Source organism: Pseudomonas sp. Marseille-Q5115 (assembly GCF_916618905.1).
GTDB classification, from domain to species: Bacteria; Pseudomonadota; Gammaproteobacteria; order Pseudomonadales; family Pseudomonadaceae; genus Aquipseudomonas; species Aquipseudomonas japonica_A.
The window spans coordinates 464606-481425 of record NZ_CAKAKI010000001.1 but is presented as its reverse complement, the minus strand read 5'-3'; the positions used below and the strand labels follow the sequence as shown (position 1 = coordinate 481425).

The 16820-nt window shown below is 61.7% G+C and carries 20 protein-coding genes; 1 reads left to right on the top strand and 19 read right to left on the bottom strand.

Annotated elements, in window-relative coordinates; all coding sequences use genetic code 11:
* The 14 genes from LG385_RS02270 to trmJ all read right to left on the bottom strand — a co-directional run bounded on the left by LG385_RS02270 (window position 1) and on the right by trmJ (window position 10741).
* Window positions 1-1014: a helix-turn-helix domain-containing protein gene (locus LG385_RS02270; protein WP_225772074.1), complete on the bottom strand. Its 1014-nt coding sequence runs from the start codon at window positions 1012-1014 to the stop codon at window positions 1-3.
* Window positions 1014-1772, bottom strand: coding sequence for a type IV pilus biogenesis/stability protein PilW (gene pilW / locus LG385_RS02265; protein ID WP_181111352.1), 759 nt, complete (start codon window positions 1770-1772; stop codon window positions 1014-1016). Before pilW ends, LG385_RS02270 begins: the two co-directional genes overlap by 1 nt.
* Window positions 1773-1794: 22 nt before the next feature.
* On the bottom strand, window positions 1795-2943 hold the full coding sequence (rlmN, locus tag LG385_RS02260) for a 23S rRNA (adenine(2503)-C(2))-methyltransferase RlmN (protein WP_225772072.1): 1149 nt from the start codon (window positions 2941-2943) through the stop codon (window positions 1795-1797).
* 28 nt (window positions 2944-2971) lie between these two features.
* The gene (gene ndk / locus LG385_RS02255; protein WP_181111350.1) at window positions 2972-3397 is read right to left on the bottom strand and encodes a nucleoside-diphosphate kinase; all 426 of its coding nucleotides are present in this window, start codon (window positions 3395-3397) and stop codon (window positions 2972-2974) included.
* An 87-nt stretch (window positions 3398-3484) separates the two neighbouring features.
* Window positions 3485-3685 carry a Fe-S cluster assembly protein IscX gene (gene iscX / locus LG385_RS02250; protein ID WP_225772069.1) on the bottom strand — a complete coding sequence of 67 codons (201 nt, stop codon included), beginning with the start codon at window positions 3683-3685 and terminating at the stop codon, window positions 3485-3487.
* A 14-nt stretch (window positions 3686-3699) separates the two neighbouring features.
* The gene (fdx, locus tag LG385_RS02245) at window positions 3700-4041 is read right to left on the bottom strand and encodes an ISC system 2Fe-2S type ferredoxin (RefSeq protein WP_181111348.1); all 342 of its coding nucleotides are present in this window, start codon (window positions 4039-4041) and stop codon (window positions 3700-3702) included.
* A gap of 3 nt (window positions 4042-4044) precedes the next feature.
* On the bottom strand, window positions 4045-5907 hold the full coding sequence (hscA, locus tag LG385_RS02240) for a Fe-S protein assembly chaperone HscA (RefSeq protein ID WP_225772067.1): 1863 nt from the start codon (window positions 5905-5907) through the stop codon (window positions 4045-4047).
* Window positions 5908-5947: 40 nt separating this feature from the next.
* A complete protein-coding gene (gene hscB, locus LG385_RS02235) occupies window positions 5948-6469 on the bottom strand; it encodes a co-chaperone HscB (RefSeq protein ID WP_225772065.1) in 522 nt (173 codons plus the stop codon).
* A gap of 8 nt (window positions 6470-6477) precedes the next feature.
* Complete coding sequence (gene iscA, locus LG385_RS02230; protein ID WP_181111345.1) at window positions 6478-6801, bottom strand: iron-sulfur cluster assembly protein IscA; 324 nt, start codon at window positions 6799-6801, stop codon at window positions 6478-6480.
* Window positions 6802-6837: 36 nt separating this feature from the next.
* Window positions 6838-7224, bottom strand: coding sequence for a Fe-S cluster assembly scaffold IscU (gene iscU, locus LG385_RS02225; protein WP_002552476.1), 387 nt, complete (start codon window positions 7222-7224; stop codon window positions 6838-6840).
* Between the two features lie 53 nt (window positions 7225-7277).
* Complete coding sequence (locus tag LG385_RS02220) at window positions 7278-8492, bottom strand: IscS subfamily cysteine desulfurase (protein WP_225772063.1); 1215 nt, start codon at window positions 8490-8492, stop codon at window positions 7278-7280.
* A gap of 39 nt (window positions 8493-8531) precedes the next feature.
* Window positions 8532-9038 carry a Fe-S cluster assembly transcriptional regulator IscR gene (gene iscR, locus LG385_RS02215; protein ID WP_181111343.1) on the bottom strand — a complete coding sequence of 169 codons (507 nt, stop codon included), beginning with the start codon at window positions 9036-9038 and terminating at the stop codon, window positions 8532-8534.
* 176 nt (window positions 9039-9214) lie between these two features.
* The gene (gene cysE / locus LG385_RS02210) at window positions 9215-9982 is read right to left on the bottom strand and encodes a serine O-acetyltransferase (RefSeq protein WP_225772061.1); all 768 of its coding nucleotides are present in this window, start codon (window positions 9980-9982) and stop codon (window positions 9215-9217) included.
* Complete coding sequence (gene trmJ, locus LG385_RS02205; protein WP_225772059.1) at window positions 9983-10741, bottom strand: tRNA (cytosine(32)/uridine(32)-2'-O)-methyltransferase TrmJ; 759 nt, start codon at window positions 10739-10741, stop codon at window positions 9983-9985.
* A 145-nt stretch (window positions 10742-10886) separates the two neighbouring features.
* Between trmJ and suhB the strand changes: the two genes are divergently transcribed.
* Entirely contained in the window at window positions 10887-11702 is an 816-nt protein-coding gene (suhB, locus tag LG385_RS02200) for an inositol-phosphate phosphatase (RefSeq protein ID WP_181111340.1), read from the top strand.
* Between the two features lie 92 nt (window positions 11703-11794).
* Here suhB and LG385_RS02195 read toward each other — a convergent pair whose 3' ends face one another.
* The 5 genes from LG385_RS02195 to tgt all read right to left on the bottom strand — a co-directional run bounded on the left by LG385_RS02195 (window position 11795) and on the right by tgt (window position 16812).
* Entirely contained in the window at window positions 11795-12355 is a 561-nt protein-coding gene (locus LG385_RS02195; RefSeq protein WP_181111337.1) for a glycine zipper 2TM domain-containing protein, read from the bottom strand.
* Window positions 12356-12472: 117 nt separating this feature from the next.
* Window positions 12473-13384 carry a protein translocase subunit SecF gene (secF, locus tag LG385_RS02190; protein WP_225772057.1) on the bottom strand — a complete coding sequence of 304 codons (912 nt, stop codon included), beginning with the start codon at window positions 13382-13384 and terminating at the stop codon, window positions 12473-12475.
* Window positions 13385-13394: 10 nt separating this feature from the next.
* On the bottom strand, window positions 13395-15263 hold the full coding sequence (gene secD / locus LG385_RS02185) for a protein translocase subunit SecD (protein WP_225772055.1): 1869 nt from the start codon (window positions 15261-15263) through the stop codon (window positions 13395-13397).
* Window positions 15264-15322: 59 nt separating this feature from the next.
* A complete protein-coding gene (gene yajC / locus LG385_RS02180) occupies window positions 15323-15658 on the bottom strand; it encodes a preprotein translocase subunit YajC (protein WP_181111334.1) in 336 nt (111 codons plus the stop codon).
* A 29-nt stretch (window positions 15659-15687) separates the two neighbouring features.
* The gene (gene tgt / locus LG385_RS02175; protein WP_181111759.1) at window positions 15688-16812 is read right to left on the bottom strand and encodes a tRNA guanosine(34) transglycosylase Tgt; all 1125 of its coding nucleotides are present in this window, start codon (window positions 16810-16812) and stop codon (window positions 15688-15690) included.
* Window positions 16813-16820 lie beyond the last annotated feature (8 nt).

The following is a 16820-nucleotide window of genomic DNA, read 5'->3' as shown; positions in this document are numbered from 1 at the left end:
TTATTGCCCCAGTTTCAGGCGAGCGGTCTCGCCCGAGGTGAACGGTGCCACATTGACGGCCGCGCCGTTATACGTGACCTGCGCGCCACGGGCGAAGCCCAGGCGTACTTGGAAGGGTGGCTTGCCGCTGAGGTCCAGGCTGTCACCTTTGCGCTTGAGTGCGCTGATCAGCACCTTGCCTGTAGCGTCCGTGACCTGGGTCCAGCAGTCGGCGACGAACTGGATCTGCACCTGGCCTGCTCCGGCAACCGGCGCCGCAGCCTCGGTGGCAGGCACTGCCGGCTGCGCAATGGCCGGCGCGGCGGGCGTAGCGGCTGGCGCTGGCGTATGCGGTGCTGTAGCAGCCGGCACGGTGGGAGCGGCTGGCGTGGTTACGGTCGTTGAAGGCGCTGTAACCGCGGGTTCGCTTGGGGCAGTGGCCGCAGCCGACCCCTGTGGGGAACCTGACGCGGCGGTATCGACACCTGGCGTAGGCGCGGCCTGGCTATCGACCAACGCCTGATCTTCCGGCTCGTCGATCGGGTGGATCTGGGTGGTGCCGTCAGCGCTTTCGACTTCGACGTGCTCCATGGCGGTACCCGCCTGATCACGGCCGCGCGAGGCGTTCTGGTCCTGCCACCAAAGGAAACCGCCGCCGATGACCAGCACCAGCAGCAACAGGCTGACAATGCGAAGGATGTTGTGGGACAACCGCACCGGCTCCTCGATACGGCCCAGGCCATGCACGGCCGAACCCTGAGCGTTGGTACCCGTGAAATGGTCGAATGCTTCAACCAGCGGGGTCTGGTCCATGCCCAATAGCTTGGCGTAGGCCCGAATGTAGCCACGCGCGAAAGTATGGCCGGGTAGCCGTTCGAAGGCACCGGACTCCAGATTGGCCAGGGAGGTGGTGGTCAGGTTCAGCCGCGCCGCGACTTCCTGCAACGACCAGCTTCTGCTTTCGCGGGCCTGGCGCAGGGTTTCGCCGGGATTCGTGCGAGCCGCTGCTACAACTTCGGGATGCGCCGCTTTCATCATTGCTCCGACAGGTATTGCTGATATTCCGGCGTGCCGGGATAGAGTCTTTTCAGTTGCAGGCCATAACTGGCGGCCCGGTTCTTGTCATCGAACAGCTTCGCCAGGCGCGTACCTAGCAGCAGGCTACGGGCATTCTGCTCGCTCAGCTGGCTGAAGCGCTCATAGTAATCGCGCGCCGGGACATATTGCTGCGCTTCGTATGACAGCTCGGCCATTTCAAGCAGTGCCCGGGGCTGCTGGCGATTCAGGCGCAGCGCCTTGTCCAGCAGCTGCTTTGCTTCATCCTTGTTGCCCAGCATCAACGCGGTCATCCCAAGGTTTTCAAATACCCTGGAGCGCTCCGGGTAAAGGCTGTCGGCAGCGGCCTCCTGGAATTTATCGTAGGCATCCTTGTAGCGCTTGCGCTCGTAAAGGAAGCCGCCGTAGTTGTTCAGGATACGCGCATCGCCTGGCCGCGAGGACAAAGCCTTGCGGAAATGCTGCTCGGAGAGCTCGGTTTCGCCTTCGGTCTGGAACACCAAAGCCAGGGCTGCATTGGCATCCGCGCTGGAGCTGTCGAGGTCCAGTGCCTTTTTCAATGGGACTTTCGCGCGCTCGGCATCGCCTTGCTGGAGATAGCCCAGGCCCAGCTGAATGTAGGCATCACGCGCCTGCTCACGGCCATGCCGGGTGTCCATCGGGTTCACCTTGCCGGTTGTAACGCAGCCGGTGAGCACAAAGGTCAACAAAAGCAGGAGCGCGGTGCGCTGGGTCATTGAGTTCCTCTCTGGGTTCCGCTCAGGGACGGCTGCCATTATGAGACAGCGCTTCGGCGTCGGCTTCCAGCTGACGCACCGCAATGTAACGTTCGCTGCGACGGGTGCGGTCCATGACCTGCCCCACCAGCTGGCCACAGGCCGCATCGATGTCTTCACCCCGCGTGGTGCGTACCGTCACATTGAAGCCTGCATGGTGCAGGGCATCCTGGAAGCGGCGGATAGCATTGTTGCTGGGGCGCTCGTAGCCCGAATGCGGGAACGGGTTGAACGGTATGAGGTTGACCTTGCAAGGCACGTTGCGCAACAGCTCGATCATTTCCTCGGCATGCTCGGGACGGTCGTTCACATCCTTGAGCAGGGTGTACTCGATGGTGAGCACGCGCTTCTCGCCCAAGGCGGCCATGTAGCGCTTGCAGGAATCGAGTACCACCGCAAGGGGGTACTTCTTGTTGATGGGCACCAGCTCGTTGCGCAGCGCGTCGTTGGGCGCATGCAGCGACAAGGCCAGCGACACATCGATGTGTTTGGCGAGTTCGTCGATCATCGGCACCACGCCGGAGGTAGACAGGGTAACGCGGCGCTTGGAAATGCCGTAACCCAGGTCATCCATCATCAGGTGCATGGCGGAGACGACGTTGTCGAAGTTCAGCAGCGGCTCGCCCATGCCCATCATCACCACGTTGGTGATAGCACGGTCGACGGTTGCCGGAATGCTGCCGAAGGATTTGTTGGCAATCCACACCTGGCCGATCACTTCGGCGGCGGTGAGGTTGCTGTTGAAGCCTTGCTTGCCCGTGGAGCAGAAGCTGCAATCCAGGGCACAGCCCGCCTGGGAAGACACGCACAGAGTGCCGCGCTTGCCCTGGGGAATGTACACGGTCTCGACGCAGCTGCCCGAGGCCACGCGCACTACCCACTTGCGGGTACCGTCTGCGGAGATGTCTTCGCTGACCACTTCGGGCCCGCGAATTTCGGCGCAGGCCTTGAGCTTGGCGCGCAAGGCCTTGCCGAAGTCGGTCATGGCGTCGAAATCATCGACGCCAAAGTGGTGAATCCATTTCATCGCCTGACCGGCGCGGAAGCGTTTTTCCCCGAGCGTGTCGAAGAACTTTTCCATTTCCTGGCGGGTAAGGCCCAACAAGTTGATTCTGTCAGTAGATAAAGTCATGGATTCACCCTCACTCGTAAGCGTTCGCTTAGCGAGTGGTTACCTCGGTAGCAGCGAAGAAGTAAGCGATTTCGCGAGCAGCAGCGGCTTCGGAATCCGAACCGTGGACAGCGTTGGCATCGATGGAGTCGGCGAAGTCGGCGCGGATGGTGCCGGCGTCTGCTTTCTTCGGATCGGTAGCGCCCATCAGCTCGCGGTTGCGGGCGATGGCGTTCTCACCTTCCAGGACCTGAACCACAACCGGGCCGGAAGTCATGAAGGCAACCAGATCACCGAAGAAACCACGCTCCTTGTGCTCGGCATAGAAGCCTTCGGCCTCGGCCTTGGACAGTTGCTTGAGTTTGGAAGCGACAACGCGCAGGCCGGCGTCTTCGAAGCGAGTGGTGATCTTGCCGATGACGTTCTTGGCAACGGCGTCGGGCTTGATGATGGAGAAAGTGCGTTGAACAGCCATGTGACACTCCAGAAACAGTGAGTTAAGCAAAAATTAAACCCGCGAATTATACGCGGGTTTGGAGGTATTTCCTAACGGCGGAACATTTCAATCCGCTTCTTCGATCCAGTGCGCCTGGATCGCCTCGAGCACCTTCTCGCCGCAGCGGTCGGGGTGGTCGTCGAAATCCGGCAGCTCCATCGCCAACTTGCGCAGCCTGGGGAAGCTGATGGTACGAGGATCGACGTCGGAATGTGCTTCCGACAACTGAATGGCGATCTCCTGCACGTCCACCCATTTGAGACTCATGATTGGCTTCCCGATCAGTGCGGCGCTTCGGCTGCATGGTTAAGCGAGTACTTGGGAATCTCGATGGTCAGGTCTTCACTGCCCACCGTGACCTGGCATGCCAGGCGAGACTGCGCTTCCAGGCCCCAGGCCTTGTCGAGCATGTCTTCTTCCATCTCGTCGGCCTCGGCCAACGAGTTGAAGCCCTTGCGCACAACGCAATGGCAGGTGGTGCAGGCACACACGCCGCCGCAGGCACTTTCCATCTCGATGTGGTGCTCGTGGGCCAGCTCCAGGATATTGGTCCCGGACGGTACTTCCACTACCAGCCCGTTGGGGCAGAACTTGTCATGCGGCAGGAATTCAACCCTGGGCATTGCTTACTCCTCAATCTCGTTCAGGTTGCGCCCGGCCAGTGCGGCTTTTACCGTCGAATCAAGGCGACGGGCGGCAAATGCATCGGTTACCTGCGACAAACGGCGCGTTTGTTGCTCGATGGCAGCGCCATCAGTGCCGGTCATCAAGTCCCGGAGTTCCTGCATCTGGTAATCGATTGCCAGGCGCTCCTCGGCGTCGAGCAAGCGCTCGCCATCCGCTTCCAGCGCGCCCTGGACCGCTTCGAGCAAGCGCTCGGCGTCTACCTGATGCTCGCGCAGCTGGCGGGCCTGCTTGTCGTGGCCTGCGTATTCGAAGGAGTCCTTGAGCATGCGAGCAATTTCACCATCGGTAAGGCCGTAGGACGGCTTGACCTGGATACTCGACTCCACGCCAGACGCCAGCTCCCGCGCAGACACACTGAGCAGGCCATCGGCATCCACCTGGAAGGTCACGCGAATCTTCGCCGCGCCGGCGACCATCGGAGGGATACCTCGTAGCTCGAAGCGCGCGAGGGAACGGCAATCGCTCACCAGTTCGCGTTCGCCCTGCAGCACATGGATCACCATGGCCGACTGACCGTCCTTGTAGGTGGTGAATTCCTGGGCGCGGGCAACCGGGATGGTGGTGTTGCGCGGAATGACCTTTTCCATCAGCCCGCCCATGGTTTCAAGCCCCAGGGACAGTGGAATCACGTCGAGCAGCAACAAGGCTTCGCCGTCGCGCTGATTGCCCGCCAGCGTATCGGCCTGGATGGCCGCGCCAATGGCAACGACCTGGTCGGGGTCGATAGTGGTGAGGGGTTCGCGGCCGAACAGTTGGCCTACGGCCTGGCGCACACGAGGCACGCGAGTAGAGCCACCTACCATCACAACCGCGCCGATTTCTTCAAGCTCTACGCCGGAATCGCGAACCGCCCGGCGACAGGCCTTGAGGCTACGGGCCAGCAATGGCTCGATCAATGCCTCGAAACCTTCGCGGGTCAGCTCACCGGCCCAGCCACCATAAGCCACTGGCACGGCTTCGGTGGCACTCAGCGCTTCTTTCGCCGCGCAGGCCACTTGAAGCAACTCGCGCTGCGCCGCTGGTGCCAAGTCTGATGACAACCCAGCCTGCTCGAGCACCCAGGTGGCGATCGCATGGTCGAAATCATCGCCGCCCAGCGCGCTGTCGCCGCCGGTGGCCAGCACTTCGAACACGCCTCGCGATAAGCGCAGGATGGAAATATCGAAGGTACCGCCGCCCAGGTCATAGATAGCAACCAGACCTTCGGCCTGCTGGTCCAGGCCATAGGCGACTGCGGCTGCGGTCGGTTCGTTGAGCAGGCGCAGCACATTCAGCCCGGCAAGCCGGGCAGCATCCTTGGTCGCCTGGCGCTGAGCGTCGTCGAAGTAGGCAGGCACGGTGATCACCGCGCCGACCAGATCGCCGCCCAGACTGGCTTCGGCCCGCAGGCGCAAGGCGCGGAGTATCTCCGCCGACACTTCCACCGGGCTTTTGCGCCCTTGTACCGTTTCAATGAACGGCATGTGCGACTCGCCCTCGGCAAAGCGGTACGGCAGTTGCTCGCCCAGCTGATGAACATCGGCGATACCGCGCCCCATCAGCCGTTTTACCGACACGATCGTGTTGTACGGGTCTATGGCCGCCGCTTGCCGCGCCGCCATGCCAACCTCTACGCGGTCAGCGTGATAACGCACGGCGGAAGGCAGAATGACTTCACCCTGCGCATCGGGCAGGGTTTCGGACAGGCCGCTGCGCAAGGCGGCAACCAGAGAATTGGTGGTGCCCAGGTCGATCCCCACCGCCAGCCGACGCTGATGCGGTTGAGGGCTCAGGCCGGGTTCGGCGATCTGAAGTAGAGCCATGCTTGTCTGTTTTCAGGCGTGCGACCGAAGCGGCACAGGGTTAATCGTCGAGGCGCTCTTCCAACTGGCGCACTTCCTGGGAAAGCTTGTCGAGAAACTGCATGCGGCGCATCAGGCGCTCGGCCTGTTCGCGCTCCGCGGGCTGGTCCCAGCAAGCGGCAAAGTCAGCGTCGAGGGTGACCTGCGCGGCCTTGAGCCGTTGCTTGAAACGAGCCACGCCATCGAGGTCGGCTGCATCCTGCAGGTCTTCGAGCTCTTCGCGCCATTGCATCTGCTGCAGCAGGAAATCCGGGTCGTGGACTGTCACTTCCTGAGGCACTTCGTGGCCATTCACCGCCAGCAGATACCGGGCACGCCGGGGCGCGCTCTTGAGCGTCTGGTAGGCGTCGTTCAGAGCGGCGGATTTCTCCAGCGCCTGGCGCTGCTCGACGGCGGGCGCATCGGCGAAGCGGTCGGGATGCACCGCGCGCGCCAGCTCGCGATAGCGAGCAGCCAACTGATCGAGGTCCAGGCGAAACGCCGGCTTGAGATCGAACAAGGCAAAGTGACAGGGAGTACCCACAAGCGTCCTCAAACGTTGAAGCTTTCGCCGCAGCCACATTCGCCGCGCACATTGGGGTTATTGAACTTGAAGCCTTCGTTCAGCCCTTCGCGCACGAAATCGAGTTCGGTGCCGTCCAGGTAAACCAGGCTCTTGGGATCAATGATCACCTTCACACCGTGGCTTTCGAAGATCTCGTCCTCGTCGGCGGTTTCGTCAACGAACTCGAGCACATACGCCAGCCCCGAGCATCCGGTGGTACGGACGCCCAGGCGGATGCCCTCCCCTTTCCCGCGCCCATCAAGGGAGCGGCGAACGTGGTTGGCGGCGGCTTCTGTCATGCTGATGGCCATCATAACTCCTAGCGTGCAAGCATACGTTTGAAGCGATTAAAGCAGGCCTTTCTTCTGCTTGTAGTCGCGAACGGCAGCCTTGATGGCGTCTTCAGCGAGTACCGAGCAGTGGATCTTCACTGGCGGCAACGCCAGTTCTTCGGCCAGCTGGGTATTCTTGATGGTTTCCGCCTCGTCGAGGGTCTTGCCTTTCATCCACTCGGTAGCGAGCGAACTGGAAGCAATGGCGGAGCCGCAGCCGTAGGTCTTGAACTTGGCGTCTTCGATCACGCCTTGCTCGTTCACCTTGATCTGCAAGCGCATTACGTCGCCGCAAGCTGGCGCGCCGACCATCCCGGTACCAACGTCCGGATCTTCAGCGTTCATCTTGCCGACGTTACGCGGGTTCTCGTAGTGGTCGATGACCTTTTCACTGTAAGCCATGCTAGGTACTCCTCATCAATTCATGAAGCCGCTCTGGGTGGCGGCTTTGATTGTCAGTGCGCAGCCCACTCGATCTTCGAAATATCGACGCCGTCCTTGTACATGTCCCACAGCGGCGACAATGCGCGCAGCTTGGTCACGGCCTCGCACACCTTGGCGGCGGCGTAGTCGACGTCTTCTTCGGTAGTGAAGCGCCCGAAGGTGAAGCGAATGGAGCTATGTGCCAGTTCGTCGTTGCGGCCCAGCGCGCGAAGCACGTAGGACGGCTCCAGCGAGGCGGACGTACAGGCCGAACCGGACGACACCGCGAGGTCCTTGAGCGCCATGATCAGCGACTCGCCCTCGACGTAGTTGAAGCTCAGGTTCAGGTTATGGGGCACCCGCGCAACCTGGCTGCCGTTCACGTACAGCTCTTCAAGGTGTTCGACCTGCTTGAAGAAGCGATCGCTCAGTGCCTGTACGTGAGCACGGTCCTTGGCCATGTCTGCCTTGGCGATACGGAAGGCTTCGCCCATGCCCACGATCTGGTGGGTAGCCAGGGTACCGGAACGCATGCCGCGTTCGTGGCCACCACCGTGCATCTGCGCTTCGAGGCGCACACGCGGCTTGCGGCTTACATAAAGAGCACCGATGCCCTTGGGGCCATAGGTTTTGTGCGCCGAGAAGGACATCAGGTCGACTTTGAGCGCCTGCAGGTCGATGTCTACCTTGCCGGTGGACTGAGCGGCGTCTACGTGGAACAGCACGCCACGGGCCCGGGTCAGTTCGCCGATGGCTACGATGTCGTTGATAGTGCCGACTTCGTTGTTCACATGCATGATCGAAACCAGAATGGTGTCGTCACGCAGCGCGCCCTCGACCATGGCCGGGGTGATCAGGCCGTCTTCGGTCGGGTCCAGGTAGGTCACTTCAAAACCTTCGCGCTCGAGCTGGCGAGTGGTATCCAGAACCGCCTTGTGCTCGATCTTGCTGGTGATGATGTGCTTGCCCTTGCTGGCATAGAAGTGCGCGACGCCCTTGATGGCAAGGTTATCGGACTCGGTAGCCCCCGACGTCCACACGATTTCGCGCGGATCGGCATTGACCAGATCGGCGACCTGACGGCGAGCGTTCTCGACAGCTTCCTCGGCCTTCCAGCCGAACACGTGGGAGCGCGACGCGGGGTTACCGAAGTTCGTCTCCATGGTGAGGCAGTCGATCATTTTCTCGGCGACCCGTGGATCAACGGGGGTGGTCGCGGAATAGTCCAGGTAAATCGGCAATTTCATCGGGAATCTCCTAATCAGGCGCGCTCCGCTCTACGGCGGTCAGTCGACGGCAGATGTTTCTATCTTTTCGAGAACGGGCATGTCCGGAATCGCGGCCTGGCCAGCACAGCGGCGCTGGTCCTGGCGCTGGGCGACTTCCTGCACCTCACGGCGGGTAACCAGATCTGCCAAGCTGATACCACTCAAAAACTCGTGGATCTGCTGGCTGAGGTCACACCAGAGGTGGTGCGTGAGGCAGGTATCGCCAGCATGGCAATCACCCAGGCCCTGGCACCGAGTGGCATCGACCGATTCGTTCACCGCATCGATCACCTGGGCGACTTGAATCCCTTGCATGTCCCGGGACAGCTGATAGCCGCCGCCAGGGCCACGCACGCTCGATACCAGATTGCCGCGCCGAAGCTTGGCGAACAGCTGCTCGAGGTACGAAAGGGAAATGCCCTGGCGCTCGGAAATATCGGCCAGCGACACGGGCCCACGCTGTGCGTGCAACGCCAGGTCAAGCATGGCGGTCACGGCGTATCGGCCTTTGGTTGTCAGTCGCACGGTTCTGTTACCACGGTTTGCGGAAAGGGACGCGATGGGGCAAGTATGCGATTCCCGAGTATTTAAGTCAACTATAAGACCTACTGATTTACTCGGGATTAGGCGGGAAGCGGCGACGGATGATAGCACACAATCCTTGTAGCGCCGCTTGGCTTGCACAGGCTCCCGCCCTGTGCTCAGGACTGCGCCTGCTCCTTCACACAGGCGAAATCCGCTTCGCGCAACTCGGGAAGGTCTTTGGCAGCGTAATCACTGCCAAGGCGGGTGAGCGCGCCACACATGCCCTCCAGCCGGCCATCCACCGCATGCAGATGGTCAAGTAGCTGGCCGATGGCCTTGGCAATGGGGTCAGGCATGTCTTCTGTCACGCCATACGCATCGAAACCGATCTTGTCCGCCATGGCCTTGCGGCGGGTTTCCTGGCTTTCGTCACGCTTCACGATGATACGCGCCGGAATGCCGACCGCCGTGGCGCCCGCGGGAACCGGCTTGGTGACCACCGCATTGGAGCCGATCTTGGCGCCGGCGCCGACGGTAAACGGGCCCAGCACCTTGGCGCCCCCACCCACTACCACGCCATCTTCCAGGGTGGGGTGCCGCTTGCCCGCATTCCAGGTGGTCCCTCCAAGGGTCACACCCTGATAGAGCGTGACGTCGTTGCCGATCTCGGCCGTTTCGCCAATAACGATGCCCATGCCGTGGTCAATGAAGAAGCGCCGGCCGATCCGCGCACCTGGGTGGATCTCCACCCCGGTGAGCCAGCGATTGAAGTTTGAAACGCACCGCGCAAGCCATTTCCAGCCCGCCTGCCAGAGACGATGGGCTACCCGATGCAACCATACGGCGTGCAGCCCGGGATAGCAGGTAAGCACCTCGAATGTGTTACGCGCCGCCGGGTCGCGGTGAAACACGCTCCGGATGTCTTCTCGCATGCGCTCGAACATTCAATGGTCCTTCCGCTTGTGGGGTTCGCCCCGGGCCGTTTTGCGGGTTTCGGTGAGAATACCGCGCAGGATACTCACTTCCGTGCGCTCCAGGCGGCAGCGGCTGTACAGGCGGCGCAGGCGGGCCATGAGGTGCCGGGGCTTTTCCGGGTCCAGGAAGCCGATGTCCACCAGCGTGGCTTCCATGTGCCCATAGAAGCCTTCCAGCTCTTCGGCGGTGGCGAGCTCTACCGGGGCCTCGGCAGGCGCGGTTGGCGCAACCTGTGCCAGCGCCAGGAAGGCAAGCCGAACTTCGTAGGCGAGCACCTGCACGGCAGCGGCAAGGTTAAGCGAGCTGAACTCCGGCGCGGAGGGAATGTGCACATGGAAATGGCAACGTTGCAGCTCTTCATTGGTAAGGCCGGCATGCTCGCGGCCGAATACCAGCGCCACCTCTCCACCTGCGTGAGCGTCCTCCACGGCCTTGCTGGCGCAGGCGCGCGGGTCGAGCAACGGCCAGGGCAAGCTGCGGTCGCGGGCACTGGTACCCATTACGAGGCTACAGCCCACCAGTGCTTCTTCAAGCGTAGGCACCACCTGGGCGTTGGCGAGTATATCGTCGGCCCCCGACGCGCGAGCACTGGCCTCGGGTGAAGGGAAGACGTGTGGGTCCACCAGTACCAGGCGCGACAGACCCATGTTTTTCATGGCGCGGGCGGCGCCGCCGATGTTGCCGGGATGGCTGGTGTTCACCAAAACGATGCGGATGTTCTGCAGCACCTTGAGCGCTCCCCGTAGTAGAAAAGGGGGCAAATTCTACAGAAGCGACGAAAGCAACGCTATGAAGGCCCAAGGCCCACTTCTTGGCGGCAGCTTTTCTGTTAGAATGCGCGGCTCTTTTTAATGACCAGGTGAAAGAACATCCATGCAGCCCATGCTGAATATCGCGCTGCGCGCCGCCCGCAGCGCCAGTGAACTGATCTTCCGCTCCATCGAGCGGCTGGATAGCATCAAGGTCGATGAAAAGGATGCCAAGGATTACGTCAGCGAAGTCGACCGCGCCGCCGAGCAGGCGATCATCACCGCGCTGCGCAAGGCTTACCCGAACCACGGGATCCTGGGCGAGGAAAGCGGCCTGCATGCCGGTAGCGGCGAGGGCGAGGATTACCTCTGGATCATCGACCCGCTCGACGGCACTACCAACTTCGTGCGCGGCGTTCCGCATTTTGCCGTGAGCATCGCCTGCAAATATCGCGGCCGCCTCGAGCACGCCGTTGTACTGGACCCAGTCCGCCAGGAAGAATTCACCGCCAGCCGCGGCCGTGGCGCCGCCGTGAATGGCCGGCGTATCCGCGTCAGCGCTCGCCGCGGCCTGGAAGGCGCCCTGCTGGGTACCGGCTTCCCGTTCCGCGACAACCAGATGGACTACCTGGACAACTACCTGGGCATGTTCCGCAGCCTGGTTGGGCAAACCGCTGGAATTCGCCGTGCCGGTTCCGCCAGCCTCGACCTGGCCTATGTCGCCGCCGGCCGTTTCGACGCTTTCTGGGAGTCGGGCTTGTCGGAATGGGACATGGCTGCCGGCGCACTGCTGATTCAGGAAGCGGGCGGCCTGGTGAGTGACTTCACCGGCGGTCACGAATTCCTTGAGAAAGGCCACATCGTGGCGGGTAACACCAAGTGCTTCAAAGCGGTACTCACCGCGATCCAGCCGCACCTGCCGCCATCGATCAAGCGCTGATCCCCGGCGTCATCGGCCATGAAAAAAGCATCCTTCCGGATGCTTTTTTCATGGGCCAGGAATGTCAGCGAACTCAGGTTGCTGACATACGGTTACTGCTGCGCCCCAGCCGCCTGGGCCTGGGTCAGCACCAGCTGGCCGTCCTTGGTGACGGGGATTTGCGCGCCGGGGTTGTGGTCCATGCGTACTTGGCCAACCTGGCCGTTGAGCTGGTACTTCACGTTGTAACCCACCAGCTTGTCGCTCACGTCGTTCACGGTGTTGCAGCGGGTTTGCGTGGTGGTGTAGGTGTCACCCGATTGCATGTGCTCCTGCACCTTGTTGCCGGCATAGCCACCGCCGACAGCGCCCGCTACGGTCGCCAATTGCTTGCCATGGCCGCCACCCACCTGATGGCCCAACAAGCCGCCAGCCACTGCGCCTAATACGCTGCCCACGATCTGATGCTGGTCCTGCACCGGGCGCTGGCGCGTCACAGTCACGTCCTTGCACACTTCACGCGGGGTTTTGATCTGTTCGTTGATAGGCTCCGCCGCCAACACCTGGGCGTATTCGGGAGCCTTGTTGCTAACGAGGCTGTAGGTCGCGACAGCACCCCCGGCGGTTACGCCGACAGCACCCAACACTGCACCAACCAGCAACGATTTGTTCACGGAAACCTCCTGCGGCGAGGAAGACAGGGCCCTCGCACTTCTCCCAGCCTTGGAGCAAAAAAACCGGCGAAGGTTCAACCTTTCGCCGGTTTTCAATGACTTACCATTGGGCGGGCGTTATGGGCGCTCGTCCACAGCCTCCTTGGTGGCCGGCGGAATAAGATCATCGCTGCTCAGGTTCAGCCAGATCAGCACCACGTTGGCGATGTAGATGGACGAGTAGGTACCCGCCATTACGCCGATGAACAACGCGAGCGAGAAGCCGAACAGGTTGTCGCCACCGAACAGCAACAGCGCGCCGATCGCCAGCAGGGTCGACACCGAAGTGGCGATGGTCCGCAGTAGCGTCTGGGTGGTAGACACGTTGATGTTTTCGATCAACGAAGCCTTGCGCATCACGCGGAAGTTCTCACGCACCCGGTCGAACACCACGATAGTGTCGTTGAGTGAGTAACCGATGATCGCCAGTACGGCCGCCAGCACGGTGAGGTCGAAGGTGATCTGGAAGAACGACAGGATGCCCAGGGTGACCACTACGTCGTGGATCAGGGAAACGATCGCACCCACGGCGAACTTCCACTGAAAGCGAAACGCCAGGTAGATCAGTACCCCGCCCAGCGCCAGCAACATGCCCAGGCCACCCTGGTCGCGCAGTTCTTCACCCACCTGCGGGCCCACGAACTCGACGCGCTTGACCGTGGCCGGGTTGTCACCGCTCACCTTGCGCAGCGCATCGGCGACTTCGGTACCCAGTTTCGGGTCTTCGCCCGGCATGCGCACCAGTACGTCGGTAGCCGCGCCGAAGCTTTGTACGATCGCTTCGTGGAAACCGGCATCAGCCAGCTCCGAGCGCAGGCCGCCCAGCTCGACGGGCTTCTCGTAGGTCAGCTCGATGAGCGTACCCCCGGTGAAGTCCAGGCCGAAGTTCAGCCCTTTATAGAACCAGCTGAACAGCGCCAGTACCGTAAGGAACAGCGTGATGGCGAACGCGAGATTGCGGACGCCCATGAAGTTGATGGTCTTTTTCATGGCAGTGGCCTCAAATCCACAGCTTCTTGACGTCACGGCCGCCGTAGATCAGGTTGATCATCGCGCGGGTTACCATGATGGCAGTGAACATCGAAGTAAAGATCCCGAGGGACATGGTCACGGCAAAGCCCTTCACCGGCCCGGTACCCATGGCGAAGAGGATCGCGCCTACCAGCAGGCTGGTAAGGTTGGCGTCGATGATCGCCGTGTACGCCCGGTTGAAGCCCTCGTGGATGGCCCGCTGCACGCTCATGCCCGCTGCGATTTCCTCACGGATACGCGAGAAGATCAGCACGTTGGCGTCCACCGCCATGCCCATGGTGAGCACGATACCGGCGATGCCAGGCAGGGTCAGCGTAGCCCCCAGCAGCGACATCAACGCCAGCAGCATGACCATGTTGAAGGCCAGCGCCACGGTGGCGATCAACCCGAAGAAGCGGTAGATCGCCATGATGAACAGCGACACGAAGAGCATGCCCCACAGCGCGGCGTGGATACCCTTGGTGATGTTGTCCGCGCCCAGGCTTGGGCCGATGGTGCGTTCTTCAGCGAAGTACATCGGGGCGGCCAGGCCACCGGCGCGCAGCAGCAGCGCCAGCTCCGAAGACTCGCCCTGGCCATCGAGGCCGGTGATACGGAACTGGCTGCCCAGCGGCGACTGGATGGTCGCCAGGCTGATGATCTTCTTCTCTTCAGTGAAGGTTGGAACCGCGACTTCCTGCTCGACACCCTCCACGGTCTGCTTGACGTATTTGGTGGTCGGCTTCTGCTCGATGAAGATCACCGCCATGCCACGGCCCACGTTGCTGCGGGTGGCGCGGCTCATCAGGTCGCCGCCATGGCCATCCAGGCGGATGTTCACCTGCGGGCGACCATGCTCGTCATAGCTGGCCTGGGCGTCGGTTACCTGATCACCGGTAATGATCAGGCCACGCTCGACCGAGGCTGGAGGACGGTTGCCTTCACGAAACTCGAACTGCTCGGTGGTGGCGCGGCTATCGTCAAGGCCGGCAGCCAGGCGGAATTCCAGGTTGGCGGTTTTACCGAGGATACGCTTGGCTTCGGCGGTGTCCTGCACGCCTGGCAGCTCGACCACGATGCGGTTGGCGCCCTGGCGCTGTACCAGCGGCTCGGCAACGCCCAGCTCGTTCACACGGTTGCGAACAGTAGTGAGGTTCTGCTTGATGGCGTAGTCGCGGATTTCGGACACTTTGGCCTGGGTGAGGGCCAGGCGCAGCACGGCCAACTCGCCACGCTCGGTAGCGGTGAGGTCGAAATCGGTGAAATTCTTGCGCACCAGGTCGCGCGCCTGATCGCGGGTAGCGTCGTCGCTGAAGCCAAGCATGATGCCGCCATCCTGCTGTGGCAGGCTGCGATAGCGCACCTTCTCCTTGCGCAGGAGGGTTTTGACTTCGCCTTCGTAAACCTTCATGCGGGCGTCGAGGGCTTTGTCCATGTCCACTTCCAGCAGGAAGTGCACACCACCGGAAAGGTCCAGGCCGAGCTTCATCGGGCTAGCGCCCAGGTTGCGCAGCCACTGGGGCGTGGTGCGCGCCAGGTTCACCGCTACCACGTAGTCGTCGCCCATGGCCTTGCGGACGATGTCCTTGGCCGGCAGCTGATCTTCCTGACGGGTAAGGCGCAGTAGGCCACCCTTGCCGTTATCGGCCAGGCTTGCGGCCTTGACCTGAATGCCCGCGTCGCTCAACGCTTTGCTGGCCTTGTCCAGATCGGCCTGGCCGACCTGCAGCGCGGTGCTTGCACCAGACAACTGGACAGCCGGGTCATCCGGGTAGAGGTTGGGTGCGGAATAAATAAAGCCGACCGCGAGTACCGCCACGATCAGAATGTATTTCCACAGAGGGTATTTGTTCAGCATCACGCCGCCCGTTCAAACGCGGGGCACGTTGCGCGCCCCGCCAAGGTAGAAGACTTGGATCAGATCGCTTTCAGCGTGCCCTTGGGCAGGGTTGCGGCAATCGCACCTTTCTGGAACTTCAGTTCGACGGTGTCGGACACTTCCAGCACCACGAAATCATCACTGACTTTGGTGATCTTGCCGGCGATACCGCCAGTGGTGACCACTTCGTCACCCTTCTGCAGGCCACCGAGCAGGTTCTTCTGCTCCTTGGCACGCTTGGCCTGTGGCCGCCAGATCATGAAGTAGAAGATGACCAGAAAGCCGACCAGGAAAATCCATTCGAAACCAGAACCGACAGGGCCGGCAGCCGGTGCAGCTGCGTCCGCGTAGGCGGCGGGGATCAGAAAGCTCATTCAGCGCTCCATTCGACGTGAATCGTCAATTATTGAATTGGGTCCAGAGGCGGCACGGGAAGCCCGCGCCGGGCATAGAAGGCGTCGACAAAGGCGGCCAATTTACCCTGTTGAATAGCCTCGCGCAAACCAGCCATCAAACGCTGATAATGGCGCAAGTTATGGATGGTATTGAGCATGCTACTCAGCATTTCGCCGCACTTGTCCAAGTGGTGCAGATAAGCGCGGGAGAAGTTCTTGCAGGTGTAGCAATCGCAAGTTGGGTCCAGTGACGAGGTATCGTGACGATGAACCGCGTTGCGAATCTTCAGCACACCAGTATCGATGAACAAGTGCCCGTTGCGCGCATTGCGGGTTGGCATCACACAGTCGAACATGTCGACGCCTCGGCGCACACCCTCAACGAGGTCTTCGGGTTTGCCAACCCCCATAAGGTAACGGGGTTTGTCTGCTGGCAAATGGCCGGGCAAGTAGTCCAGCACCTTGATCATTTCTTCCTTGGGCTCGCCCACTGACAGGCCGCCGATGGCCAAGCCGTCGAAGCCGATCTTCTCGAGGCCTTCGAGGGAACGCAGCCGCAGGTCCTGGTGCATGCCGCCCTGCACGATACCGAACAGCGCGGCGGTGTTGTCACCGTGAGCATCCTTGGAACGTTGCGCCCAGCGCAGTGACAGCTCCATGGAGGTGCGAGCCACGTCATGGGTGGCCGGATACGGTGTGCACTCGTCGAAGATCATCACGATGTCCGAGCCCAGGTCACGCTGCACCTGCATCGACTCTTCCGGCCCCATGAACACCTTGGAACCGTCCACGGGCGAGGCGAAGGTCACGCCTTCTTCCTTGATTTTGCGCATGGCGCCCAGGCTGAACACCTGGAAGCCACCGGAATCGGTGAGGATCGGGCCTTTCCACTGGGTGAACTCGTGCAGCCCCCCATGGGCCTTGACCACTTCCATGCCGGGGCGCAGCCATAGGTGGAAAGTGTTGCCCAGAATGATCTCAGCCCCGGTGGCTTCGATGTCGCGGGGCAGCATGCCCTTGACCGTGCCGTAGGTACCCACCGGCATGAACGCCGGGGTTTCCACGGTGCCACGAGGGAATGTCAGGCGGCCGCGACGGGCCTTACCGTCAGTGGCCAGCAATTCGAACTGCATACGGCAAG